The following is a 24,201-nucleotide window of genomic DNA, read 5'->3' as shown; positions in this document are numbered from 1 at the left end:
GGTGGATGCACGCGATGCGGTGGCTGCGACCCGTGTGTCTTCAGTATCGCCTGGACCCGACCCACCCCTCGATCCCCTCCCTTCCAGGGAGGGGAGGCTAGGTGCGCCTCCTGATCTTCGGCCCCGGCTATACCGCCGCGCGCCTGGTCGCCCGGCTCGCCGGCCGAGCGGAAATCGCCACCGTTACCCGCGAGACCTTTGCCGACCGCGCGGGCGACATTGCGCGCGCCACGCACATCCTCTCCACCGTCCCGCCGGGCGAGGATGATCCCGTCCTCGCAACCTATGGGAACGCGATCGCCGCCTCCCGCGCCTGGATCGGCTATCTCTCCTCGACCGGCGTCTATGGCGATACCGGCGGTGCCTGGGTCGACGAGATGGCGCCCATGGGCATTGGCCGCCGCATCGCCCGGGCACGGGCGGACGCCGCCTGGCTGGCGCTTGCCGGCGCGCACGTGTTCCGCCTGCCCGGCATCTACGGCCCCGGCCGCTCCCCGCTCGATCGCATCCGCGCCGGTGCCGCGCCGCGGATCGACCTGCCGGGCCAGGTGTTCAGCCGCATCCATGTCGACGACATCGTCGACGGCGTGATCGCCGGCTTCGCCGGGCCGCCCGGCGCCTATAACCTGGCCGACGATCGCCCGGCTCCGCAGAGCGACGTCATTGCCTATGGCTGCGCGCTGCTGGGGCTGCCGGTGCCGCCGCTGGTCCCGCTGGAGCAGGCGGGGCTGAGCCCCCAGGCCCGCGCCTTCCATGCCGAGAATCGCCGCGTCGCGAACGGCAAGGCGAAGCGGGTGCTGGGCTGGCGGCCGCGCCATGCCGATTACCGGTTCGGCCTGCGTGCCCTCAATGCCACCACCAGCCCCGCGAGCACCAGCCCCGCGCCGCCCTCCGCCAGCGCGGACCAGCGATAGCCCTCGAACAGCGTCGAGAAGAGCATCGCGATCACCGGGATCAGCACGCTGGTATAGGCTGCCTTGGCCGGGCCGATCGTGCGGATCAGCCGGAAGTAGATGCTGAAGGTCAACGCCGACCCCAGCACGCCGAGATAGAGGATGCCGCCGGCATAGCTGGGCCGGGGATCGAATGCCGGCGGCCCCGCGGTGGCGAGCGCGAACAGCCCGTCGATCGCCGCGCCGCTCAGCATCGCCCAGCCCAGCATCGTCGCCATCGGATAGGCCTTGGCCGTCTCGGTCGCCTGCATGATGTTGGCGATCGAGGCGCACAGGACGCCGGCCAGCGCTATGGCGATGCCGAGCAGGGCCTGGGCCGGGCCCACCGGGCTCAGCCGCGCCTCGTGCAGGAACAGCAGGGCGACGCCCGCCATCGCGATGGCCGAGCCGATGATCAGCTGGCGCCCCATCTTCTGCCCGAGGAAGATCCGCGCCAGCACCGCATTGGGCACCAGCAGCAGCGCATAGACCACCGCCACCACGCCCGAGGTGATGTGCTGCTCGGCGCGATAGACGAAGTTGAAGTTGAACACGAACTGCGCGAGCCCGAGCAGCACCGCGAAGCGCACGCCCCGTGCATCGAGCCGCAGCCCGTCGCCGCGCAGCGCCGCCCAGGCCAGCATGGTCACCCCGGCCACCGCGAAGCGATAGGTGACCGACCAGCTCGGCGGCACCACCGAGAGCTGGTCGCGGATCACGATCCAGGTCGACCCCCAGATCAGCGTGACGATCGCGAAGGGGACCAGGACGGAGAGGCGGGTGGATTGGGGGGAGGCGTTGCTCACTGGCTCCTCCCCGAGCGCGTCCCGGGGCGGAATTGGCGGAAGCCCATCCTCACAGCGCCGCGATGGCGTCGGCCAGCGGCCGTATCGCTTCCTCGGCCTGGTCCCAGCTGATCACCAGCCGCGCCTCGCCCACGCCCCAGTCGTAGAAATCGAAGCCTAGCGCGCGCAGGCGCGCCGCTTCCCCGGCGTTCATTCTCAGGAACACTTCATTGGCCTCGACCGGGTGCACCAGCCGGTCCCCCGCCGCCCGGGCGAGCAGGCGCGCGCCGGCATTGGCCGCGCGGGCGTTGTCGAGCCACAGGTCGTTCTCCAGCATCGCCAGGATCTGCGCCGCGAGATAGCGGCCCTTGGAGAAGAGCAGCCCCGCCCGCTTGCGGCGATAGAGCGTCGCCTCCGCCAGCTCGGGCCGGAAGAAGATCAGCGCCTCGGCGCTCATCCCGCCATTCTTGACGAAGCCGAAGCTCAGCGCGTCCACGCCCGCGCGCCACGTCACGTCGCCGGGATGGCAGCCGAGATGCGCGACGGCATTGGCGAAGCGCGCCCCGTCCATGTGCAGCCCGAACCGGCGTTCCTTGGCAAGCACGCCGATCGCCGCCACTTCGTCCGGCGTATAGGCCAGGCCATATTCGGTCGCGTTGGTGATCGAGATCGCGTGCGGCTGCACCTGGTGCACGTCGGGGCGGATCGGATCGATCACCGCGCGGATCGCGTCGGGGGTCAGCTTCGAGCCGGGCCCCTCGCCGGCCAGCAGCTTGGCGCCGTGCGTGTAGAATTCCGGCGCGCCACACTCGTCGACATTGATGTGCGCCTCGCGGTGGCAGACCACGCCGCCATGAGGCGGGCAGAGCGCCGCCAGGGCAAGGCTGTTCGCCGCGGTGCCGGTGGGCACCCACAGCGCGCGCACCTGCGTGCCGAACAGGTCCGAAAAGGCGCCGTCGAGCGATTGCGACCATTGGTCGCCGTCATAGGCGGTGTCGAGCCGGTTCACGCTTCCCAGCGCGGCGAGCACCTGGGGGCAGACGGCGGCGGCGTTGTCGGAGAAGAAGCGCATGGCCGGTCCATGAGGAGGGTGCGGGGCGGCGTCAACCGCCGGAATGCGGGAAGCACTTCGCACCGCCGGTTTCACACGGCTCGATCCTATGGGCCCGATCCTATGGGGCAGTGTTTATCTCGGCCCCGTTCACGAGCGCGCGAAATGTCGCCGCAGGAAATTGGCGATCGCGTCATCCACTGCCGCGCGATTCTCCAGCAGCCCGTGGCCGATGGCGTCGAGGGTGATCAGGTCGCCCCCGAAAAAGCCCGCATATCGCGCGGCATTGGCGGCGGGCATGAAATCACAGGATCCACGAATGATCAGCGCCGGAAACCGGCCGGGTGCAATGCTGGCCGGTCTTGCCTTCGCTGCACTTCTGGAGATCAGGCGCTGGGCATAGAGATTGCCGCCGCCGGGGAGCGCGGGTGTAGAAAGCGCGGCCCCCTTGCACAGGAAGCCATCGGCCAACTGGCTGCTGACGAAATCGTCGAAAATCCTGCCGGCATCCGCCTGGCTGAGTTGCCGCTCGGCGGCAGCGCCCTTGCCGTCGATCAGCAACGTCGCGTTCTTCATTTCCTGGGACATGACGACGGGCGCCCTCTCGGTTCGCGAGAAGTCGCGTTCCGTCGCCTGGCCGGGGAAGGTTCCCGGCGACGTCAGCACCATGGCCGCAACATGCTCGGGATATCGCGCCGCATAGGCAGCAGCCAGCGCGGCGCCGAAGGAATTCCCCCACAGGATCAGCCTGTCCGCATTCAGATGGACGCGATAGGCTTCCAGATCCGCGATCTCGCGTTCGAACGAATATTGTTCGGCGGGAAGCCGCTCCGAGACGCCGCCGCCCGCCCGATCATAATAGGCAGTCGTGAACCCGGCACGACGAAACACGGCGCCTTCGTCGAGGCGGCGCTGTTCGGTGTAGAGGCCCGGCCCACCATGGACGAAAACGACGATGGCCTTCTGGTTGAGCGGCGCATCGCCTTTCAAGATCCATTCACCGACTGTCGAACCGGTCGAGAGAGAGACCTTGGCGGCGGCATCCCGAAACCCGGTGCCCTGCGCCGATGCCGATGTCGCGGCGGATGCCGACAGGGCGATCGGCCAGAGGACGAAACAGGACCAGATCGATAGCGCACGCTTCGGGTGAAACATCTGTGCCTCCGGCATCACTGGAGTGCTTTCCGTTGCGATGGGGCGACGGATCATGTTGGCGTTGCAATGATGTAATGCACATGCGCACGGCGCCGTACAGGGGTGCTACCATGGTGCGGATCACGACCCCGTGGAGCGCCGAAGCCCGGGGCGGATCTACATTCGGCGTTGGCGTGCCGGATCCCTGTCCTCCCCTGGCGGGAAAGGATAGGTGACTGTCGATACGACCTAGCGCTCCTCGCTGCGCCTGTCGTCCGGACGGAAGCGATCGGGCGGCGACCCGTCCGGGGCCCGGTCGCGGCGCGGGGGGCGGGGGGCGTCGATCGGCGCCTCGCCCTGGGCGTCGGGGTCGACGCCCTGCGGCACCACCTGGGTTTCGATCCCCGTCCCCTGGATGAAGTCGCCCACGCCGTTCAGCACGTCGTCCAGCGTCACGTCGTTGCCGTCGGGCTCGGTCGTCGGCTCGGGCGGCGGGATGCGCAGGTCGAGCGCCCGGGTCATGAAGTCGCGCCACACCCGCGCGGGCAGGCCGCTGCCCGACAGGCCGGGATTCGGCGAATTGTCGTCATTGCCCAGCCACACGCCGCAGACGATGCCTCCGGCATAGCCGATGAACAGCGCGTCGCGATTGTCCTGGGTGGTGCCGGTCTTGCCATAGGTCGGGATCGGCAGCGCCGCGCCGCGCCCGGTGCCGTCCTCCACCACCGTGCCGAGCAGGCTGCGCAGGTCGTCGAGCTGGCGCCCGTTGAAGCGGGTGGGCCCGCCCAGCCGCTTGGCCAGCCAGTCGCTTGCCGCCTCGTCGTCGCTCAGGCCCTGCGGCCGCACCGGATAGGCGCCATTGGCCACCGCGGCATAGGCGGCGGTCAGCTCGAGCAGCGACACGGTGGAGGTGCCGAGCGCAATCGAGGCGTCGTCGCCGATCGGCGTGGAGATGCCCAGGTCGCGCGCCGCCCGCGTCACTTCGCGCACGCCCAGCTTCTGGGTCAGCCGCGCGGCGACGACGTTCGAGGATTTGGCGAAGGCCTGGCGCAGCGTGATCCTGCCGGCATAGCTGCCATGCGAATTCTCGGGCTTCCAGTCGCCGATCTGGACGGGGCTGTCGTCCACGATCGTGTCGGGATCCATGCCGCCGCGCAGCGCCGCCAGATAGACGAACAGCTTGAAGGTCGATCCCGGCTGGCGCCGCGCCTGGGTGGCGCGGTTGAACGGGCTCTCGCCATAGCTCTTGCCGCCCACCATCGCGATCACCCGGCCGTCCGGATGCATCGCCACGATCGCGATCTGCGATTTCCTGAGCCCGGCGCCGCGCACCGCGCGCTCGGCGGCCTGTTGCGCGTTCAGCTCCAGCGTCGTCTGCACCGTCTGCTCGGTGCCGACGCCGCCGGCCCGGTCGCGCGCCTGGGGCAGCACCCAGTCGGCGAAATAGGTGCCGTTGGGCAGATCGTCCCTGGACCGGGTGACGTTGAGCACCGCCGGACGGATCGATGCCGCCCGCGCCTTGGTGATCAGGCCGGCATCCACCATCGCGCCGATCACCAGCTTCTGCCGCTCGCGCGCGCCCTTCAGGTTGCCGGTGGGGGCAAGCCGCGAAGGCGCCTGCACCAGCCCGGCCAGCAGCGTTGCCTGGCTCAGGGTCAGGTCCTCCGGCTCGGTGCTGAAATAATGCCGCGCGGCGGCGCGCAGGCCATAGACGTTGTCGCCGAAATAGACGTTGGAGAGATAGCGCGAGAGTATCTCGTCCTTGCTCAGCCACGCCTCGAGCCAGAAGGCGATCAGCACTTCCTGCGCCTTGCGCCCGAAGGTGCGCTGCGAATTGAGGAAGGCGTTCTTGGCGAGCTGCTGGGTGATCGTGCTGCCGCCCTGCGAGCCGCCGCTCTGGGTGACGTTGTGCACGAACGCACGCAGGATGCCGCGCGGATCGACGCCCCAATGGCTGTAGAAGCGCCGGTCCTCGATCCCGACGAACGCGTTGCGGACATGGGCGGGCAGCTTCGTCGCGTCCACCGGCTCGGCGATCACCGCGCCGCGCCGCGCGATCGGCTTGCCCTCGGCGGAGAGCAGGGTGATCGAGGGCGGCGCCGGCGGCTGCAGCGACTTGGAGAGCGGCGCGGTCAACGCCAGCCAGGCGACCGCGAGGAAGAACAGCAGGAGGAAGCCGGCGATCGCCCAGCTCGCCCAGCGCAGCCAGTTCCGCTTCCGGACCACCACCGGCAGGTTGGTGGTGTAGCCGCCCGCGGGCAGCGGCTCGGCATGGCCCGGCTGGATCGGTGGCGGTGGGGGCGGAGGCGGCGGCGCGGCGCGGCGCCAGCGCGGGGCATAGTCCCCGGGCGGGGGCATGCCGCCGGAAAGCTCGAGCGGCGGCTCCTGCCGCTGCGGGCGCATCCGCTTGAGCGCGTCGCCCACGATTCCCTCGAGCGAGGGCGGGCGCCAGGCGCGCGGCTCGGGCCTGGCCGCCGGAGCGGGCGCCGGCTCGAAATCGTCGCCGGACCGGCGCAACGGGAAACGAACGTTCCTCGGATCGTTCCCGTCAGCCATCAGTCGTCGATTCCGCCGCTCGCATGATGCCCTTCTAGCGCAGCATCTGTATTACTACAATAATACAGTGATTACGGCACCGGCACGAAGGCGAGGTGCTGATAGTCGTAGCTGAAATCGGCGAGCGGCGAGAGCGGCTTCATCGTCACGCCGGCGACCTTGCCGTCCTTGATCTCGAAGCTGACCACGGCATCCTCGCCGGCATCCTTGGCGAAGCGGGTGCGGAAACTGTCCGGCCCCCAGGGCTCGAGCGCGCTCTTGAAGACGGGAGTCGGCACGAAGTCGATCCACAGCCCGCCGCTCTTCCGGCTCACCACCACATCGCCATACCAGGGATCGCGATAGCGCCCGGCATAGCCGGCGAGCGGCAGCGAGGGGCCGCCGGCCGGCGCCTTGTCCACGCCGCCCTCGACGCTTGCCAGCGCCTCGTCCTGCGCCGCCTTCTGGCGGGTGCGATAGCTCGACACCCAGTCGAATGCCGGCGCGTCGATCAGCCGGTCGAGGATCGCGTTGCGGATCGCGGCGGAGACGCTCTCCTCGACATTGCTCAGCACCGATACGCCGATGCCGCGCGACGGCAGCATCCCCGAATAGGTCACCTGGCCGGAAAGGCCGCCGCTGTGCTGGATCATGCGCATGCCGCGATAGTCCTGCACGAACCAGCCGAGCGCATAGGCGGCGAGCACCGGCCGCGCCGGGTTGGTGTCGGTCGGCCCGTCGCTCGCCGCGGTGATCGTCTGCGGCTTCCACATCTCCCTGGCCTGTTCGGGCGACCAGAGCTGCTTGCCGTCGGGCAGCTTGCCCTGCGCGAGCTGCACCTGCAGCCATTTCGCCATGTCGCTGATGCTGGCGTTGATGCCGCCCGCGGCGTCGACCATCGGGCCTTCGTCCGGCTGCACCACTTCCAGCTTGCCGATCCCGCGCACCGGCGGCCCCAGCCGCGCATGCCGGCCGGCGACATTGTCGGTCCGGAGCGATCCGCGCGATCCCACCGCGTCGGCCATGCCGAGCGGCGCGAACAGCCGCGCCTCGACGAACTTGTCCCAGGGCATGCCGGCGACGCGCTCGATCAGCAGGCCGGCGACGATGTAGAGGATGTTGTCATAGTCATAGCCCGCCCGGAAGCCGCGCGCCGGCTTGAGGTGCGGCAACGCCTTGAGCACGTCGGCGGCGACATGGGTGCCGGCGGGGAAGAACATCAGGTCGCCGGCGCCCAGGGGAAGTCCGGAACGATGCACCAGCAGGTCGCGCACCGTCATCATCCGGGTGACCGCGGGATCGGACATGCGGAACTCGGGCAGGTGCTGCACCACCGGGTCTTCCCAGCCGAGCTTGCCCGCGTCGACGAGCAGCGCCAGCGCGGCGGCGGTGAATGCCTTGGAGTGGGAGGCGATGCCGAAGCGGGTATGCGCGTCCACCGCGCCCGGCGTGCCGAGCGTGCGCACGCCATAGCCCTTGACGAAGGCCGGGGCGCCGGGACGGACGATCGCCACGGCGATGCCCGGCGTCTCGAACGCGGCCATGAAGGGCTGGACGATCGCGTCGACCGCCGCTTCGTCGAGCGCGGCGGCAAGCGCCAGCCGCGGAAAGGCGACCATGGCCGCGCCGCCCAGCGAAAGCGCCAGCGCCGTGCGCCGGTCGATGGTGAAGCCGCTCATGCTTGGGTCCCCCGTGAATCAGATCGTTGCGGGGAAGCTAGCGCCACCAACCACGCGCGTCACCCCGGCCGCGTGCCGGGGGGAGCCGGGGAGGGAGGTGGCCGAGTGGCGCGTCTAGGCCAGCAGCTCCACGTCCCAGTAGAGCCAGTCGCGCCAGGTCTCGTGCAGATAATTGGGGGGAAAGCGCCGGCCATGCTCCTGGAGCTGCCAGCTGGTCGGCCGGATCGGCTGGATGTGGAGGGGCATCGCGGCCTGTTGCGGCGTGCGCCCGCCCTTCTTGAGGTTGCATGGGGCGCAGGCAGTCGCGACATTCTCCCAGGTGGTGCGTCCGCCCTGGGCGCGGGGAATGACATGGTCGAAGGTGAGGTCGCGCTGGGTCCCGCAATATTGGCAGGAGAATTTGTCGCGAAGGAACAGGTTGAAGCGCGTGAAGGCGGGGAATTGCGAAGGTTTCACATATTGTTTGAGCGCGATGACCGAAGGGAGCTTCAGCCTCGCGCTGGGACTTCGCACTTCCCGTTCGTAATAGGAGACGACGTCCACCCGCTCGAGGAACAGTGCCTTGACCGCAGTCTGCCAGGGCCACACGCTCAGCGGGTAATAGCTCAGGGGCGTATAGTCCGCGTTGAGCACAAGGGCGGGGCAGCTGTCCGGATGGCGGATCAGATCGGGATGATACATGCGCTCCCTCGCCCAAACTATGGTGCCCCGCCTCTCGCCGAGAAGCGTGACGCGCTGATGACAGCATATGCCGCGACTCGCGGTCAAGGGCCGGTTTGATGGTTATCCACACGCGATTCGCGCCAAGCCCGACGGGGCGCCTGCACCTCGGCCATGCCTGGTCGGCGATCCAGGCGCACGACCATGCGCGGCAACATGGCGGCCGCTTCACCCTGCGCATCGAGGATATCGACGGCACCCGCTCGCGGCCCGAGCATGTCGACGCGATCCTGCGGGACCTGGAATGGCTCGGCCTGGGCTGGGACGGCGAAGTGACCTGGCAGTCCCGGCGCCTGCACCTGTACGAGGCGGCGCTCGGCAGGTTGCGCGCGGCGGGCCTGCTCTATCCCTGTTTCTGCACGCGCGCCGACATCGCCGCCAGCGCATCGGCACCGCACGGGCCGGAGGGCGCGCTCTATCCCGGCACCTGCCGCGGACTGGAGGCGCCGGACATGGCCCGGCCGCATTGCTGGCGGCTCGACATGGCGCGGGCCATCCAGATCCCCCCGCCGGGTGAGGATCTGTGCTGGCACGACGCCCATGCCGGCCGCGTCCGGGCCGATCCCGCCGCCGCCGGCGACGTCGTCCTGGCCCGCAAGGACGCGCCCGCCAGCTACCATCTCGCCGTCACCGTCGACGATGCCGCCCAGGGCATCACCGATGTCGTGCGCGGGGTGGACCTGTTCGCGGCCACCCATGTCCACCGCCTGCTCCAGGCGCTGCTGGGCCTGCCGACGCCCGAATATCGCCACCACCCGCTCCTGGCCGGCCCGGACGGCACGCGCCTGGCCAAGCGCCACGGCGCCCCGAGCCTGGAGGCGATGCGGCTGGCGGGCGAGGACGGCCGCGCGCTCGCCGAGCGATTGCGCGCGGGGCAACTGCCGGTTGGCATCGCCGCGACAGGGGCGTAAGCTGGCCGGATGTTCTTCCTCGCCATCCTGCTCGTCGCCGCGATGTTCGCGACTCTGTTCGTCCTCATCAAGGGGCTGGTGAACATGGCGGGCACCACCAGCCAGGACCTGGAGGGGCATGGCGACGGCCCGAGCCCGCGCGCGCTCAAGTCGCAGAAGCTGATGCAGCAACGCATCCTGCTCCAGGCGGTGGCGATCGCGGTGGCGGCGATCATCCTCTTCGTCATGTCGGCCAAGGGCTGACGCGCCGGGGCCGGCGGCCCCTTCCCAAGACCCCCGATCGCGAAGGTCCGCGCGATGACACTCCAGACCTGGTGGCTTTTCGTCATGGCCGTGTTCCTGCTTTCGGGAACGCCCGGTCCCAACATGCTCCACATCCTCCAGCGCAGCGTCGATTTCGGCGTGCGGCGCACCGTGGCGGCGATGGCCGGTTGCCTCGCCGGGCTGATGACGATCCTCACCGCTTCCGCCGCCGGCCTCACCGCGCTGCTGCTCGCCATCCCCGGCGCGTTCGAAGTGCTGCGCTGGCTCGGCACCGCCTATCTGGTGTGGCTGGGCATCAAGGCGTGGCGGGCCGATCCGACCCCGCTCGATATGGGCGACGACAAGGCGATCGCCGACAGGCGTCTCACCCCGGCCCAGCTCTTCCGCGGCGGCTTCGCGATCAGCATCTCCAATCCCAAGGCGCTGCTCTTCGCCGCCGCCTTCTTCCCCCAGTTCGTCAGCGCCGCCGCGCCCAAGCCCCCCCAGTTCGCGATCCTGGTGCTCACCTTCGCGGTGGTCGAATGCTTCTGGTACGCCGTCTATGCGCTGGGCGGGCGCGGCCTGGCCCGCCATCTCGCCCGGCCCGCGCTCAAGAAATGGTTCAACCGGCTGACCGGCACGATCTTCATCGGCTTCGGTGTGTTGCTGTTGCGTTTCCGCCACGCCTGAGGCCCGCCGCGCCTCTATAAAGCGGGGGTAACCAGCAGGATGCCCCAATGACCTTCGGAACCTTCATCGCTGCCGACGAAGCGCTGCACGATCTGCCGGATCCCGCCGCGGCACTCGGCATCGAGATCCTGTCGGGCTATCAGACGCGCGGCGACATGCACTCGCTGCTTGGCCAGAACCGCATCTTCGATCGCATTGCCGGCACGGTCGGTGCCCTGAGCCTGGCCTATGAGGACCAGTGTTCGCCGCAATATTATTACGACATCGTCCGCACCCTGCGCGACTATCACGGGCAGTTCGACCGGGTGGTCGAGGTGGGCGTGTTGATGGGCGGCTCCACCGCCTATCTCGCCGGCTGCATCGAGGCGTTCGACTTCGATCTCGACCTGGTCGACATATCCGCCGAATATCTGCGCTTCGCCCATGAGCGCGTCCGCCGCACGTTCCCCGATGCGGCGCGCCGTATCCGGCTTTTCCATGGCGACGTGCCCGCCTATGTCCGCCATGTCATGCTCGAGGAGCGCGGCCGCCGGAACATCGTCCATCACGACGGCGACCATAACTTCGAACAGGTGGTGAAGGATCTCTCGGCGCTCTCCTTCGTGCGCGAGGATCTGGTCGCGCTGATCGCGCAGGACACGCATCTGCGCGGCACGCCCCGGTTCATGAACTTCGTCGACATGGCGCTCTACGCCGTGTTCGGGACAGAGCTGAACTATGCGTCGATCGGCACCGCCTATCATGGCGAAGGCGAGATGACCCGGCCCAACTGCTATCAGGGCAATTACTTCATGCCCGGCGTCGCGGAGGGCGTGGTGCTGCCCATGGCGGCCAATCGCTTCCTCTACCCGCACCCGCTGCTCGGCGCGGAGCATTTCCTGCCCCCGGCGCGCGAAGCGCTGGACGCGGCGGCCTGACCGCGCGAGGCCTCCCCGGGCCAGGCGCGGGGAGGCATTTGAATCGCCGCGGCCCCGGGCCTATCCTCGCGCCATGGTCAAGCTCAACAAGATCTACACGCGCACCGGCGACGACGGCACCACCGGCCTGGTCGACGGCTCGCGCATCTCCAAGGCCGATGCGCGCATGGCGGCGATCGGCGATGTCGACGAGGCGAACTGCGCCATCGGCGTCGCCCGCGCCACGCTTGGCCATCATGCGTTCGGCGGCATGCTCGCCCACATCCAGAACGACCTGTTCGACCTCGGCGCCGATCTCGCCACGCCGGACGAGATCGAAGGCGCGCTGCGCGTCACCCCGGCCCAGGTGACCTGGCTCGAGGAGCGGATCGACCATATCAACTCGGCGCTCGCGCCGCTGACCAGCTTCGTGCTTCCCGCCGGGGCCCCGGGCGCGCCCGAGCTTCACCTCGCTCGCGCCGTCACGCGCCGGGCCGAGCGCGCCGCGGTCGCCGCCGGCGCGGGCGGGCTGCCGCTTTCCTATCTCAACCGCCTGTCGGACCTGCTCTTCGTCGCCGCCCGCGCAGTGAACCAAAGCGAGGCGGGCGACGTTCTATGGGTACCGGGGGCGTCCCGCTGACCTATATCTTCTCCGGTTGACGGGCGGAGGCCTGTTGGACTAGGAGAACATAATGCGAACGGAAACGGGATCTGCGCCGGCTTCCAGCGCCTTGGGCGCGAAGTTCCTCCGCACCCGCGCGCTGAGCGAGGCGCTGGTCCGGCCGCTCTCCGATGCCGATGCGACGATCCAGTCGATGGACGATGCCTCGCCCGCCAAATGGCACCTCGCGCACACCACCTGGTTCTTCGAGACCTTCGTGCTGCGCGATCATTTGCCTGGCTATGCGCTGTTCGATGCGCGCTGGCCCTTCCTGTTCAACAGCTATTACGAGGCGGAGGGCCAGCGCCATGCGCGCCCGCGGCGCGGCATGCTGTCGCGCCCCACGCTGGACGAGATCCGCGCCTGGCGCGCCCATGTCGATGCCGCGCTTGCCGATGCGCTGCCCGATCTTCCGCCCGCCGCCCAGGCGCTGGTGCTGCTCGGCTGCAATCACGAGGAGCAGCATCAGGAGCTGCTGCTCACCGACATATTGCACCATTTCTCGGTCAATCCGCTCGAGCCGGCCGTCTGGCAGGGCGCGCCCAAGGTGCCGGTGGCGATGCCCGGCCCGATCGGCTGGATCGCGGGGCTGGAAGGCCTGGTCGCGGTCGGGGTGGAGCCGATGGCCGCCCGGCCGGACGATGGCTTCGCCTTCGATTGCGAGGGGCCCCGCCACCAGGCGCTGCTCACGCCCCATGCCCTTGCCGATCGCACCGTCACCAACGGCGAATGGGCCGGTTTCATCGCCGATGGCGGCTATCGCGATCCGCGCCACTGGCTGTCGGACGGCTGGGCCTGGGTGCAGAAGGAAAGCGTGGAGGCGCCGCTCTACTGGCGGCGGGAGGGGGAGGTCTGGACGCGGTTCGGGCTCGACGGCCGCCGTCCGGTCGATCCCGCGGCGCCGGTCACCCATGTCAGCTTCTTCGAGGCGGATGCCTATGCCAGCTGGGCCGGCGCGCGCCTGCCCACCGAGTTCGAATGGGAAGCGGCCGCAGCGGCGCACGATCCGGCGGGCGGCAACCAGCTCGACGCCGCCGGCCCGGTCGAGCCGCGCCCCTCGGCGGGCGGGCCGGCCTTTTTCGGGGATGTCTGGGAATGGACCGGCAGCGCCTATCGCCCCTATCCCGGCTTCCGGCCGGCCGCGGGCGCAGTGGGCGAGTACAACGGCAAGTTCATGAGCGGCCAGTTCGTGCTGCGCGGATCGTCCTGCGCCACGCCGCGCGGCCATTCCCGCGCGAGCTACCGCAACTTCTTCTACCCCCATCAACGCTGGCAATTCACCGGCGTGCGCCTGGCGAAGGATCTGTGATTCCCCTTCGCCATCTCTATTCCGAACCGTTTGGAAAGGCCGGCCAGTCATGCTGAAGCAGGAACTCGAAGACGGCCAGTCCAGCCTGGCCGATCCGCATTTCCGCGCCGATGTGCTGAGCGGCCTCGCCGCGCGGCCGCGTGCCATTCCCGCGCGCTGGTTCTATGATCGCCGCGGTTCCGAGCTGTTCGAGGAGATCACCCGCCTCCCCGAATATTATCCGACCCGCACCGAGACGGCGTTGCTGCGCGAGACCGGGCCCGAGCTCGGCGCGCTCGCGGCGCGGGGGGCGGCGGTGGTGGAGTTCGGCTCGGGCTCGTCGGTGAAGACGCCGTTGCTGCTGCGCGCCATCGATCCCGCCGCCTATGTGCCGATCGACATTTCGGGCGATTTCCTCCGCCAGTCCGCCGCCGAGCTGGGCCAGGCTTTTCCGGGCTTGCCGGTCCATCCGGTCGAGGCCAATTTCCTGCGCCCCGTGCCGCTGCCGGAGCAGGTGGCGGGCATGCCCAAGCTCGGCTTCTTCCCGGGATCGACGATCGGCAACATGCAGGCCTTCCACGCGGTCGACCTGCTGCGCGCGATGCGCGACTGGCTGGGTGAGGGCGCGCGGCTGCTGATCGGGATGGACCGGGTGAAGCCGGCGGAGGTGCTGGTCCCCGCCTATGACGATGCGCAGGGCGTCACCGCGGCGTTCAACCGCAACCTGCTCGCGCGGATCAACCGCGAGCTGGGCGGCACGATCCCGGTCGAGGCGTTCCGCCATGTCGCGTTGTGGAACGACGATGCCGCGCGGATCGAGATGCATCTGGAGGCGGTGCGCGACGTGGAATTCACTGTCGAGGGGCGCGCCTTCGCCATGGGTGCGGGCGAGACGATCCACACCGAGAACAGCCACAAATATGGCCGCAACGGCGCCCGCATGCTGCTGCGCGCCGGCGGCTGGACGCCGATCCGCGAATGGACCGATCCCAAGGACTGGTTCGCGCTGATCCTTTGCGAGGCCCAGCCGCTGCGGATGGCGCCCTAGGCTTCCAAATTCCTCCCCGAGCTTGTCTCGGGGAGGGGGACCGTCGGCCGCAGGCCGGTGGTGGAGGGGCTGGCGCAACGCGCCGGTTGCACCGGTGTGCCCCTCCCCCAGCAGGCTGGGGGTGGAATTATGAAGCCTTCAATTCAGCCCGCGCCGCCCGTCGAGCATCCGGCCCAGCGCCACGAACAGGTAGATGGCCGGCGGCACCAGCACCACGCTCAGCACCACCTTGGTGAGCATCTGGCCGACCAGCAGCTCGCCGATCGGGAACACGCCGTAAAAGGCGACGGAGATGAAGATCAGCGTGTCGGCGATCTGGCTCAGCACCGATGCGATCGCGGCGCGCAGCCACAGCAGCTTCCCGCCGCCGCTCTTGAGCGCCGAGAAGATGGTGACGTTCAGGATCTGCGAGATGCCGTAAGCGATGATTCCGCCCAGCCAGATGCGCGGCGTGCCGCTCATCATCAGTTCGAAGGCGTGGAGCCGGTCGGGCTCCATGCTCGGCGAGGCGGGCAGGCTGAGGACGAGGATCGACAGGAGGACCGAAGTGACCAGCGGCACGAAGCCGAGCAGCACCAGCCGCCGCGCCGTGTCGGGCCCGTGCAGTTCGGCGACCGCGCTCGAGACCGAGACGAGCAGCAGGAAGGCGAAGATGCCCGCCTCCACCGCGAGCGGGCCCACGCCCACCCAGTTGCCGATCTGCGAGATCGGCCCGAGCGAGACCTGCTTGTTGCCGAGCACGCCGGCGATGCAGACCATGCCGCCGTAGAAGATCGAAAGGAAGAAGAGCGAACGCGGGATGCGGATAGTGTCCATGGCCGGACGCTAGCGGGAAAAGTCCGCGCCGCAAGCCCCGGCGCCGGGGCCGGGCCGTCAATATGGGGGATGTTCGCTTATCGTTCCAATGTCGTCGCCTCGCGGAGTGGCGCCGCCCAGGAACCGCCATATTCCTTGGGGGTTGCGTGGGCCGGAGCGCCCTGTCGCGGAGGGGGCTGGCCCATATTCCGCGGACTTTGGCGTCTGGAATGTCCGGTCCCGCGGGGAATGGCGCGGGCGGGCTCTGGCCTTGCGGTATCGAGCGTGTATGGTGGGAGACTTGGGCGTACGCCTTGGGGGAATAAGCAGTTGAATCAGTTTCCGGTCGGCATCTTCGGCGTGATCGCGATCCTCGCCATCGCCTTCCTGCTTTCGTCGAACAAGCGCGCGATCAACCTGCGCATCGTCGGCGCTGCCTTCCTGCTCCAGGCCGGCATCGCGGCGCTGGTGCTGCGCACGAGCTGGGGCCAGGCGGCGCTGCACTGGCTCTCCAACGGCGTCTCCGCGCTGCTCGGCTATGCCGGCGCCGGCACCAGCTTCCTGTTCGGGCCGCTCGCCAAGCCCGAGCTGGGCGGCCAGAGCTTCGCGATCGCCGCGCTGCCGGTGATCATCTTCTTCGCCGCGCTTGTCTCGATCCTCTATCATCTGGGCGTGATGCAGTTCGTGGTCCGCTGGATCGGCGGCGCGATCGAGAAGGTGGTGGGCACCACCAAGGTCGAATCGCTGTGCGCGGCGGCGAACATCTTCGTCGGGCAGAGCGAATCGCCGCTCGTGATCCGTCCCTATCTCGCCCGGCTCACGCCCTCGCAGCTCTTCGCGGTGATGAGCGTCGGCATGGCGGGCGTCGCCGGCACGATCCTCGCCGCCTATGCCAGCCTGCTCGGGCCGACGGCGCTTCCCTATCTGCTGGCCGCATCGTTCATGGCGGCGCCGGGCGGCCTGCTGATGGCCAAGATCATCATGCCCGATACGCCGGTGAAGGACGGCGTGCTGCCGTTCGGCGACGCGGCGGAGGACGAGGCGATCCGGGTCGCCGAGCACGATATCGAGGAAGAGCGCGCCGCCAACATCATCATGGCCGCCGCGACCGGGGCATCGACCGGCGTGAAGATAGCCGTGGCGGTGGGGGCGATGGTGCTCGCCTTCGTGGCGCTGGTGGCGCTCGCCAACGGCCTGCTCGCCGGGGCCGGCAACTGGGTCTACGAGCTGAGCGGCCATGCCGCCTGGGCGGAGGCCTTCCGGAACCTCAGCTTCCAGAAGATCATCGGCACGGTGTTCGCGCCGGTGATGTACCTGCTCGGCATCTCCTGGCACGAGGCGACTGCGGCGGGCGGGCTGTTCGGCACCAAGGTCGTGCTCAACGAGTTCGTTGCCTTCATCGATCTGGGCGCGATGACCGATCTTGCCCCGCGCACCCGGGCGATCATCACCTTCGCGCTATGCGGCTTCGCCAATTTCAGCTCGATCGCGATCCAGATGGCGGCGACGGGCAGCCTGGCGCCCAACCAGCGGCCGATGATCGCCAAGCTCGGCATCCGCGCGCTGATCGCCGGCAGCCTGGCGAACCTGATGAGCGCCGCGCTGGCGGGGCTGCTGCTTCCCTGATCCGGGTTGGCCGCGTTAACCTTTTGGTTACCGGCCGCTCGGTAGAGATCGCGTAAATCCGCGGGAACAACGCTGCGCCGGGGGCGCGCTGGGCCTGCGATAACAACCGACATCGGATGGAGAGCGGGTCGCGCGCCATCGAACGTTCGTGCCGCGTGCTTCGTCGCGGAACGATCGCCGGATGTGCGCTCTCCAGGCATCTTGCTGGAGTGCTGCGTGACCAGTTTGCTTGCTTCGGGCCCGGACGTTCGTCCGCTGCGTATCCTGCGCCGATCTCCGCCCACGCCCGGCGAGGAAGCCCTTGGCCGTTTGGGGAGCTGCCTGCAGATCGCCTTCCCGCAGGCCGATGCCGCCGGTCGTCCGGCACGCCCGCATTTACCACGGATCGTTGTGCCTTCGAAACGTTACAGACATCTGACGGACGCATGTTCTCCGCGGGTCACCACCATCACGCCGTCGGAGGCAGACATCCGCACCGAAATCTCCTTCCAGCCCGAAGTGCCTGTCATGGAACGTCGAATCGACGATCGCTCGAAAATCTCGGTCTACCGGTCCGCGATGCTGCGCTGGGGCGGCTATGAGGCGCTCTGCCTGATCCGCAACATCTCGCCCGGCGGCCTGATGGGAAAGCTCCACACCAGCCTGCCGCCCGGCGAACCGGTGACGGTGGAGATCCGCTCGGGCAACGCGATATCCGGGCGCATCGCCTGGTCGGCGGACGGGATGATCGGCGTGCAGTTCGACGATCGCATCGACGTGCTCGAAGTGCTCCACGCCCCGGTCCATGGCGAGCCCGGGCTCACCCAGCGCATGCCACGCTTGCGCATCGCCTGCCCGGTGAGCCTGGTGGCCGAGGGCATGCGGGTGAGCGTCACGCTGGTCGACGTGTCGCAGGGCGGCGTGAAGGTCGAGGCCGATTTCCTTCGCGAGGGCGACGCGGTGACGGTGGGCGTCCATGGGCTCGATCCGCGCCGGGGCGTGGTGCGCTGGGCGCATGACGGCCGGGCGGGGATCGGCTTCCTCGTCGCGATCCCGTTCGACGCGCTCGCCAAATGGGCGCTCGACCGCCAGGCGGAGCTGGCCGCGGCCGACGCCTAGCGCGTCGGCACCGGTTCCGGGCCCGTATAGTCGTAGAAGCCGCGCTTGGTCTTGCGGCCGTACCAGCCGGCCTCGACATATTTCACCAGCAGGGGCGCCGGGCGGAACTTGGGATCGCCCGTGCCCTCGAACAGCACGCGGGTGATCTCGAGACAGGTGTCGAGCCCGATGAAGTCGGCGAGGGTGAAGGGGCCCATCGGATGGTTGAGGCCGAGCTGGCAGGCCGCATCGATGTCCGGGATCGTCGCAACGCCTTCGCCCAGCGCGAAGCAGGCTTCGTTGAGCATCGGCATCAGCACGCGATTGACGATGAAGCCCGGGGCATCGTTGGCATGGACGATACGCTTGCCCAGCGACTGGCCAAAGGCTTCGACGGCGGCGACGGTGCCGTCCGAGGTCGCCAGGCCGCGGATCAGCTCGATCAGGCCCATCACCGGCACCGGGTTGAAGAAATGCACGCCCATGAACCGGCCGGCGTCGGGCGCGGCCTGGGCGAGGCGGGTGATCGGGATCGACGAGGTGTTGCTCGCCAGGATCGCCTGCGGGCCCAGCACCTTGCCGACATTCTCGAAGATCTGGCGCTTGATCGCCTCCCGCTCGGTCGCGGCCTCGATGACCAGGTCGCAGGGCGCAAAGGCATCGGTGCCGCCGACACAGGCGATCCGGCCGAGCGCGGCCTCGGCATCGGCCGCGCCGATCTTCTCCTTCTCCACGGCCCGGGCGAGCTGCCTGGCGATCCCGGCCTTGCCCGCCTCGGCCCGCGCCTGGTCGACGTCCGACAGCAGCACGGCATAGCCCGCCTGGGCCGAAACCTGCGCGATCCCCGCGCCCATCTGCCCCGCACCGATCACGCCAACCGTCTTCATCATCGTCTCTCCTTTGGCGCCGCTCCTATCGATTCGAAGGCGAATCGGCTAGGCTCGAAGCCATGCTGCTCCTCGCCTTCCTCCTCTCCGCCCAGGCCACGCAAGACGGCCCCGAGAAACTTTATGGCGACTGGGCCGTGGCCTGCGACAATCTGCACGGCTGCGAGATGACCTCGCTCTGGCCGGGCGACCAGGCAGTGCCCGCGGAAGGGTCGGGCTATGACGCCAGCATGTCGGTCGTCCGCGCGGCCGGGCCGGACGGCGGCTTCACGGTGACGATCTGGCCGGCGGACAAGCCGAGCGGCAAGGCGACCCTGAGGATCGACGACATCGCGATCGCGACCGCGATGGCCGGCGGCGAAAGCGTGACCTTCCGGGGAGCGGATGCCGCGAAGATCGCGGCCGCCATGCCCAATGGCAAGGAAGCGACGCTGGTCGACGGCGCCGGCCAGCGGGTGGCGCGCATCTCGCTCGCCGGCTCATCGGCCGCGCTGCGCCACATCGACGCCGATCAGGGCCGCGCCGGCACGGTGACCGCGGCGGTCGCCAAGGGAAGCAAGCCCGCCGGCGCGGTGCCCGCTGCGCCGGCGCCCGCGCGTATCGCGGCCCTCCGTCCCTCCGGCACCCCGGCGAAGGTCTCGGGCGCCTTGCGGGCGAGCCTGGAGAAGCAGAGCGATTGCGACGGGCTGTATGACGGAGCCGAGACCGTGCCCGAGGTCACCACCTATGCGCTGGGCGGGGGCAAGACGCTGGCCCTGATCCCCTGCGGCGCGGGAGCCTATAACTATAGCAGCGTCGCCTTTGTTCTCGCGGGCGGCAAGGTGGTGCGGGCGGCGTTCGACGACGGCAATGACGGCATGCTGGTCAATGCCGGCTTCGACAAGGAAGGGGTGCTGGCCACTTTCAACAAGGGGCGCGGCGTCGGCGATTGCGGCCAGAGCCAGGCCTATGTCTGGGATGGTGCGCGCTTCCGGCGGACCGAGGAGCGCGCGATGAACGAATGCCGCGGTTCGACCAACTGGCTCGCCACCTATCGCGCCACCGCCGTGTTTCGCTGACAAGTTGCGGCAGCGGCCCGCGGGCCCTATGGGCCGCGCATGACCAACGCCCCCGATCCTGCGCTGCTCGCCAAGGCCGAAACGCTCGTCGAGGCGCTTCCCTATCTGCAGCGCTATGCCGGCGCGACCTTCGTCGTGAAATATGGCGGCCACGCGATGGGCGATCCCGAGTTGCAGCGCGACTTCGCGGAGGATGTGGTGCTGCTCAAGGCAGTGGGGATCAACCCGATCGTCGTCCATGGCGGCGGCCCGCAGATCGGCGCGATGCTCAAGCGGCTGGGTGTCGAATCGAACTTTGTCGGCGGGCTCCGGGTGACCGATTCCGAAACCGCGAAGATCGCCGAGATGGTCCTGGCCGGATCGATCAACAAGGAGATCGTCAGCTGGATCGGCGCGGCGGGCGGCCGCGCGGTCGGCATCTCGGGCAAGGATGCCGGGCTCGTCACCGCCGAGAAGGTGACCGGGCGCGAGGCCGATCCGCTCCAGGGCATCGAGCGCCATGTCGACCTGGGATTCGTGGGCGAGCCGACCGGGGTCAATCCGGCGATCCTGCATTCGCTGGCGGCGCAGGGCTTCATTCCCGTGGTCGCGCCGATCGCGCTGGGCGCGGACGGCCACACCTACAACATCAACGCCGACACCATGGCGGGCGCGATCGCCAGCGCCTGCGGCGCCTCGCGTTTCTTCCTGCTGACCGACGTGGCCGGCGTGCTCGACAAGGCGGGCGAACTGATGACCGATCTCGATCCGGCGCGGATCGCCGCGCTCAAGGCGGACGGCACGATCAAGGGCGGCATGATCCCCAAGGTCGAGACCTGCGTGAACGCGGTCGAACAGGGTGTCGACGCCGCGGTGATCCTCGACGGCCGGGTCCCGCATGCGATGCTGCTCGAGATCTTCACCCGGCGCGGCGCCGGCACGCTGGTCCACGCCTGATCCGGCGCGGCGCTCCGGCCGGGCGCCGGGCCCGAAGCGCATGTTCCCGCCTTCGCTGCCCCGCGGAAGCCGGGATGGCGGGGTTTGCCGATTGAGTCGTGGCTCCAGGCTCCGAGGAGGACGAAATGAACGAGCGCAACCACTTCGAAGACGAGAACAGGGCCTTGGCGCTGAGCGCGCTCACGCTGGTGAAGACGCTGATGAACGCGCTCGAAAGGAAGGGGGTGCTCGATGGCGGCGAGATCGACGCCGTCGTCGAGGAGTCGCTGGTGGCGCTGGAGTATCGGCACCAGGATGCGGCAACCGGCCTTGCGCGCCGGATAGTCGAGTCGATCGCAGTGATGCGCTCCGGCCATCTGCCCGGCCAGCCGCCCAAGGGCCTGGTATAGCGGTAGCGGCTTTCCAGGAAGCGACGCCAACTGCGGTGCGGCGAGCGCGCCGGGGTTGTTGCGGAGCGCCGCATTCCCTAATCTGTGTCGCAAGAGACCTCGGAGAGCGCATTGATCCCCTTCCTACTCATGATCCTCGACATCATCGGCTTCCTGCTGTCGGCGTTGAGCATCGTCATCGTCGTGCAGGCGATCCTGTCGTGGCTGATCGTGTTCAACGTGATCAACCTCTACAACGAGTTCGTCCGCTCGGTCTGGCAGGCGCTCGAAGTGATCACGCGGCCGATCTATCGCCCGATCCGGAAGGTCCTGCCCGATTTCGGCGCGCTCGACCTGAGCCCGCTGGTGGCGCTGCTGATCATCTACATCCTCAACAACTTCGTCCTGCCGACGCTCGCCGCGCAGCTGGCCGCCACGGCCTATTGATCCCGGGATGCCGGCCTGGCGGCGCATGGCGGACGGGATCGAGATCGCCGTCCGGGTGACGCCGCGCGCATCGCGCGATGCCTTTGCGGCAGGCACCGGCGAGCATTTCGCCGCCCGGCTCGCCGCGCCGCCGGTCGAAGGCGCGGCCAATGCGGCGCTGGTGCCGCTGGTGGCGGGCGCTTTCGGCGTGCCGAAGCGCGCCGTGACGCTGATCGCGGGCGATACGGCGCGGCTCAAGCGACTTCGCGTGGCAGGCGATCCCGCGGCGCTGGAAGATATCGCGCACAGGCTCTATGGCGGGCCGCATGACGGCTGAGATCATCGACGGCAAGGCGTTCGCCGCGGGCCTGCGTGCCCGCGTGGCGGAACTGGTTCCCGCATTCCGGGAGACGGCGGGGCGAGCGCCCGGGCTGGCCGTGGTGCTGGTCGGCGAGGATCCGGCGTCCGCCGTCTATGTCCGCTCCAAGGGCAAGATGACGCGCGAGTGCGGCATGGAGAGCTTCGAGCACAAGCTTGGTGCCGATACCACCCAGGCGACGCTGATCGCGCTGGTCGACAAGCTCAATGCCGATCCCGAGGTGGACGGCATCCTCGTCCAGCTGCCGCTGCCCGGGCATATCGACGAACAGGCGGTGCTCACCCGGATCGATCCGGACAAGGACGTCGACGGCTTCCACCCGGTCAATGCCGGGCGGCTGGCGACCGGGCTGCACGGCTTCGTGCCCTGCACGCCGCTCGGCTGCCTGATGCTGCTCGAGGACCGGCTGGGCGATTTGAGCGGGCTCGACGCGGTGGTGATCGGCCGCTCCAACATCGTCGGCAAGCCGATGGCGGCGCTGCTCACCCGAGCGAGCGCGACGGTGACGCTCGTCCATTCCAGGACGCGCAACCTGCCGCATTACCTCAAGCATGCCGACATCGTCGTCGCGGCGGTGGGCCGGGCGCATTTCGTCAAGGGCGAGTGGCTGAAGCCGGGTGCGACGGTGATCGACGTCGGCATCAACCGGACGGACCAGGGCCTGGTGGGCGATGTCGATTTCGACAGTGCGGCGAGCGTGGCGGGTGCGATCACGCCGGTGCCTGGCGGGGTGGGGCCGATGACGATCGCGTGCCTGCTGCGCAACACCCTGGTCGCCGCGCACCGCAATGCCGGCGTGCCGCTGGCAAAGGGCGCGATATGATCCTTGCCGCGCTGATCCTCCAGGCCGCCGCGCCGCAGAGCGCCCTCGATGCCGAGCGCGCGTTCAACGCGGCGGCGCAGGCCAAGGGGCAGTGGACGGCGTTCCGCGAATATGCGGCGGCGGATGCGACGATGTTCGTACCGCAGCCGGTGAAGGCGCAGGCATGGCTCAGGGATCGCAAGGACCCGCCCAGGCCGATCGAATGGTGGCCGACCGGGAGCTGGGTTTCCTGCGACGGCAAGTTCGCGGTGAACACCGGCGGGTGGAAGCTGCCCGAGGGCAGGGTCGGCTTCTTCAGCACCGTGTGGCGGCGCGAGGCCGAGGGCGGCTGGAAATGGACTGTCGATGGCGGCGAACTGCTCGAGACTGCGCGGGATCGCCCTGCCGAACCGAAGCTGCGCCGCGCTTCGTGCGCGGGAAAACCGGTGGAGCCGCCGCGGTTCGGCTATCGCGAAGGACCAAGCGATAGCGGTGCCTCTCCCGACGGAACGCTCGCCTGGCATTGGCACGTGTCGTCGGGCGGCGCGCGCCGGTTCCTCGCCTGGATCTGGGACGGCAAGGCCCTGGTGCAGGTGATCGACGACAAGATCGCGGCGCCCGGCAAATGATCGAGCTGTTCATTTCCGCCTTCGTCACCTTCTTCGTGGTGATCGATCCGCCCGGCTGCGCGCCGATCTTCGCGGGGCTCACCGCCGGCACCAGCGCGGCGCATCGCCGGGCGATGGCGGTGCGCGCGGTGGTGGTTGCCGCGGCCATCCTGTTCGGCTTCGCGCTGTTCGGCGAAGTGCTGTTGCGGGCGCTCGGCATCAGTCTCAACGCCTTCAAGATCGCCGGCGGCATCATGCTGTTCCTGATCGCGCTCGAAATGGTGTTCGAGAAGCGCACCGAGCGGCGCGAGGACCGGGCCGAGAAGGTGAAGGCGAGCGAACCGACCGACATCTCGATCTTCCCCATGGCGATGCCGATGATCGCGGGCCCCGGCTCGATCGCTTCGGTGATGCTGCTGATGTCGCAGAACAACGGCTTCGAGCGGACGACCGTGGTGCTCGCGGCGATGGCGGCGATCCTGCTGCTCACCATGCTGGCGCTGCTCGCGGCCGGTCCGCTGATGCGGGTGGTCGGCGCGAAGATCGAGGCCGTGGTGTCGCGGCTGCTCGGCGTGCTGCTGGGGGCGCTGGCGGTGCAGTTCGTGATCGACGGGATCAGTGCAGCGCTGGTCGCCGGGCGGGCGGCGACAGGGCACTGAAGCTCGG

The 24,201-nt window shown here is 69.1% G+C and carries 26 protein-coding genes; 18 read left to right on the top strand and 8 right to left on the bottom strand.

The window, feature by feature from the left end; genetic code table 11:
• Positions 1–101 precede the first annotated feature (101 nt).
• A complete protein-coding gene (locus tag CAP40_RS00775; RefSeq protein ID WP_086127457.1) occupies positions 102–914 on the top strand; it encodes an NAD(P)-dependent oxidoreductase in 813 nt (270 codons plus the stop codon).
• On the opposite strand, the gene CAP40_RS00770 is transcribed toward CAP40_RS00775, so the two are convergent.
• From CAP40_RS00770 to CAP40_RS00745, 6 genes are all read right to left on the bottom strand, one after another.
• Positions 824–1,738, bottom strand: a complete 915-nt coding sequence (locus CAP40_RS00770) for a DMT family transporter (RefSeq protein WP_086127456.1) — start codon at positions 1,736–1,738, stop codon at positions 824–826. The two genes, CAP40_RS00775 and CAP40_RS00770, sit on opposite strands and share 91 nt — an antisense overlap.
• A gap of 49 nt (positions 1,739–1,787) precedes the next feature.
• Positions 1,788–2,789 (bottom strand): low specificity L-threonine aldolase, encoded by a 1,002-nt coding sequence (locus tag CAP40_RS00765; protein ID WP_086127455.1) that lies wholly within the window; start codon positions 2,787–2,789, stop codon positions 1,788–1,790.
• A 129-nt stretch (positions 2,790–2,918) separates the two neighbouring features.
• Positions 2,919–3,977 (bottom strand): alpha/beta fold hydrolase, encoded by a 1,059-nt coding sequence (locus tag CAP40_RS00760; RefSeq protein ID WP_086127454.1) that lies wholly within the window; start codon positions 3,975–3,977, stop codon positions 2,919–2,921.
• 174 nt (positions 3,978–4,151) lie between these two features.
• Positions 4,152–6,458 (bottom strand): transglycosylase domain-containing protein, encoded by a 2,307-nt coding sequence (locus tag CAP40_RS00755; RefSeq protein ID WP_256923953.1) that lies wholly within the window; start codon positions 6,456–6,458, stop codon positions 4,152–4,154.
• 71 nt (positions 6,459–6,529) lie between these two features.
• Positions 6,530–8,116, bottom strand: a complete 1,587-nt coding sequence (locus CAP40_RS00750) for a serine hydrolase (RefSeq protein WP_086127453.1) — start codon at positions 8,114–8,116, stop codon at positions 6,530–6,532.
• 114 nt (positions 8,117–8,230) lie between these two features.
• Entirely contained in the window at positions 8,231–8,797 is a 567-nt protein-coding gene (locus CAP40_RS00745) for an HNH endonuclease (protein WP_086127452.1), read from the bottom strand.
• Between the two features lie 98 nt (positions 8,798–8,895).
• Between CAP40_RS00745 and gluQRS the strand changes: the two genes are divergently transcribed.
• The 7 genes from gluQRS to egtD all read left to right on the top strand — a co-directional run bounded on the left by gluQRS (position 8,896) and on the right by egtD (position 14,573).
• Positions 8,896–9,747, top strand: coding sequence for a tRNA glutamyl-Q(34) synthetase GluQRS (gene gluQRS / locus CAP40_RS00740; RefSeq protein WP_086127451.1), 852 nt, complete (start codon positions 8,896–8,898; stop codon positions 9,745–9,747).
• A 9-nt stretch (positions 9,748–9,756) separates the two neighbouring features.
• Entirely contained in the window at positions 9,757–9,990 is a 234-nt protein-coding gene (locus CAP40_RS00735; RefSeq protein ID WP_086127450.1) for a twin transmembrane helix small protein, read from the top strand.
• A gap of 54 nt (positions 9,991–10,044) precedes the next feature.
• A complete protein-coding gene (locus CAP40_RS00730; RefSeq protein ID WP_086127449.1) occupies positions 10,045–10,680 on the top strand; it encodes a LysE family translocator in 636 nt (211 codons plus the stop codon).
• Positions 10,681–10,727: 47 nt separating this feature from the next.
• Complete coding sequence (locus tag CAP40_RS00725) at positions 10,728–11,597, top strand: CmcI family methyltransferase (protein WP_086127448.1); 870 nt, start codon at positions 10,728–10,730, stop codon at positions 11,595–11,597.
• 73 nt (positions 11,598–11,670) lie between these two features.
• Positions 11,671–12,216 carry a cob(I)yrinic acid a,c-diamide adenosyltransferase gene (locus CAP40_RS00720; protein WP_086127447.1) on the top strand — a complete coding sequence of 182 codons (546 nt, stop codon included), beginning with the start codon at positions 11,671–11,673 and terminating at the stop codon, positions 12,214–12,216.
• A gap of 52 nt (positions 12,217–12,268) precedes the next feature.
• Positions 12,269–13,546 (top strand): ergothioneine biosynthesis protein EgtB, encoded by a 1,278-nt coding sequence (egtB, locus tag CAP40_RS00715; RefSeq protein WP_086127446.1) that lies wholly within the window; start codon positions 12,269–12,271, stop codon positions 13,544–13,546.
• 49 nt (positions 13,547–13,595) lie between these two features.
• On the top strand, positions 13,596–14,573 hold the full coding sequence (gene egtD, locus CAP40_RS00710) for an L-histidine N(alpha)-methyltransferase (RefSeq protein ID WP_086127445.1): 978 nt from the start codon (positions 13,596–13,598) through the stop codon (positions 14,571–14,573).
• 138 nt (positions 14,574–14,711) lie between these two features.
• Here egtD and CAP40_RS00705 read toward each other — a convergent pair whose 3' ends face one another.
• On the bottom strand, positions 14,712–15,389 hold the full coding sequence (locus tag CAP40_RS00705; RefSeq protein WP_086127444.1) for a queuosine precursor transporter: 678 nt from the start codon (positions 15,387–15,389) through the stop codon (positions 14,712–14,714).
• A gap of 309 nt (positions 15,390–15,698) precedes the next feature.
• Here CAP40_RS00705 and CAP40_RS00700 point away from each other — a divergent pair, with 309 nt between their 5' ends.
• The gene (locus tag CAP40_RS00700) at positions 15,699–16,994 is read left to right on the top strand and encodes a NupC/NupG family nucleoside CNT transporter (protein ID WP_256923952.1); all 1,296 of its coding nucleotides are present in this window, start codon (positions 15,699–15,701) and stop codon (positions 16,992–16,994) included.
• A 507-nt stretch (positions 16,995–17,501) separates the two neighbouring features.
• Entirely contained in the window at positions 17,502–18,092 is a 591-nt protein-coding gene (locus CAP40_RS00695; RefSeq protein WP_086127442.1) for a PilZ domain-containing protein, read from the top strand.
• Here the strand turns inward: CAP40_RS00695 and CAP40_RS00690 are convergent.
• Positions 18,089–18,958 (bottom strand): 3-hydroxyacyl-CoA dehydrogenase NAD-binding domain-containing protein, encoded by an 870-nt coding sequence (locus CAP40_RS00690; protein ID WP_086128384.1) that lies wholly within the window; start codon positions 18,956–18,958, stop codon positions 18,089–18,091. The two genes, CAP40_RS00695 and CAP40_RS00690, sit on opposite strands and share 4 nt — an antisense overlap.
• Positions 18,959–19,020: 62 nt before the next feature.
• Between CAP40_RS00690 and CAP40_RS00685 the strand changes: the two genes are divergently transcribed.
• The 8 genes from CAP40_RS00685 (at position 19,021) to CAP40_RS00650 (ending at position 24,194) form a co-directional block, all read left to right on the top strand.
• Positions 19,021–20,016: a DUF1176 domain-containing protein gene (locus CAP40_RS00685; RefSeq protein ID WP_086127441.1), complete on the top strand. Its 996-nt coding sequence runs from the start codon at positions 19,021–19,023 to the stop codon at positions 20,014–20,016.
• 39 nt (positions 20,017–20,055) lie between these two features.
• A complete protein-coding gene (gene argB, locus CAP40_RS00680) occupies positions 20,056–20,952 on the top strand; it encodes an acetylglutamate kinase (RefSeq protein WP_086127440.1) in 897 nt (298 codons plus the stop codon).
• Between the two features lie 125 nt (positions 20,953–21,077).
• A complete protein-coding gene (locus tag CAP40_RS00675; RefSeq protein WP_086127439.1) occupies positions 21,078–21,341 on the top strand; it encodes a hypothetical protein in 264 nt (87 codons plus the stop codon).
• Between the two features lie 129 nt (positions 21,342–21,470).
• Complete coding sequence (locus CAP40_RS00670; RefSeq protein ID WP_086127438.1) at positions 21,471–21,767, top strand: YggT family protein; 297 nt, start codon at positions 21,471–21,473, stop codon at positions 21,765–21,767.
• Positions 21,768–21,774: 7 nt separating this feature from the next.
• A complete protein-coding gene (locus CAP40_RS00665) occupies positions 21,775–22,083 on the top strand; it encodes a DUF167 family protein (RefSeq protein WP_086127437.1) in 309 nt (102 codons plus the stop codon).
• Complete coding sequence (folD, locus tag CAP40_RS00660; protein WP_086128383.1) at positions 22,073–22,948, top strand: bifunctional methylenetetrahydrofolate dehydrogenase/methenyltetrahydrofolate cyclohydrolase FolD; 876 nt, start codon at positions 22,073–22,075, stop codon at positions 22,946–22,948. Before CAP40_RS00665 ends, folD begins: the two co-directional genes overlap by 11 nt.
• Entirely contained in the window at positions 22,945–23,556 is a 612-nt protein-coding gene (locus CAP40_RS00655; RefSeq protein WP_256923951.1) for a hypothetical protein, read from the top strand. The genes folD and CAP40_RS00655 overlap by 4 nt, the downstream gene beginning before the upstream one ends.
• Positions 23,553–24,194 carry a MarC family protein gene (locus CAP40_RS00650; protein WP_086127436.1) on the top strand — a complete coding sequence of 214 codons (642 nt, stop codon included), beginning with the start codon at positions 23,553–23,555 and terminating at the stop codon, positions 24,192–24,194. Before CAP40_RS00655 ends, CAP40_RS00650 begins: the two co-directional genes overlap by 4 nt.
• The last annotated feature ends 7 nt before the right edge of the window (positions 24,195–24,201 follow it).

This window comes from Sphingomonas sp. IBVSS2 (assembly GCF_002127225.1).
Lineage (GTDB): Bacteria > Pseudomonadota > Alphaproteobacteria > Sphingomonadales > Sphingomonadaceae > Sphingomonas.
Note: the sequence above shows the minus strand (reverse complement) of the source record. Positions and strands in the feature narration are given on the sequence as shown.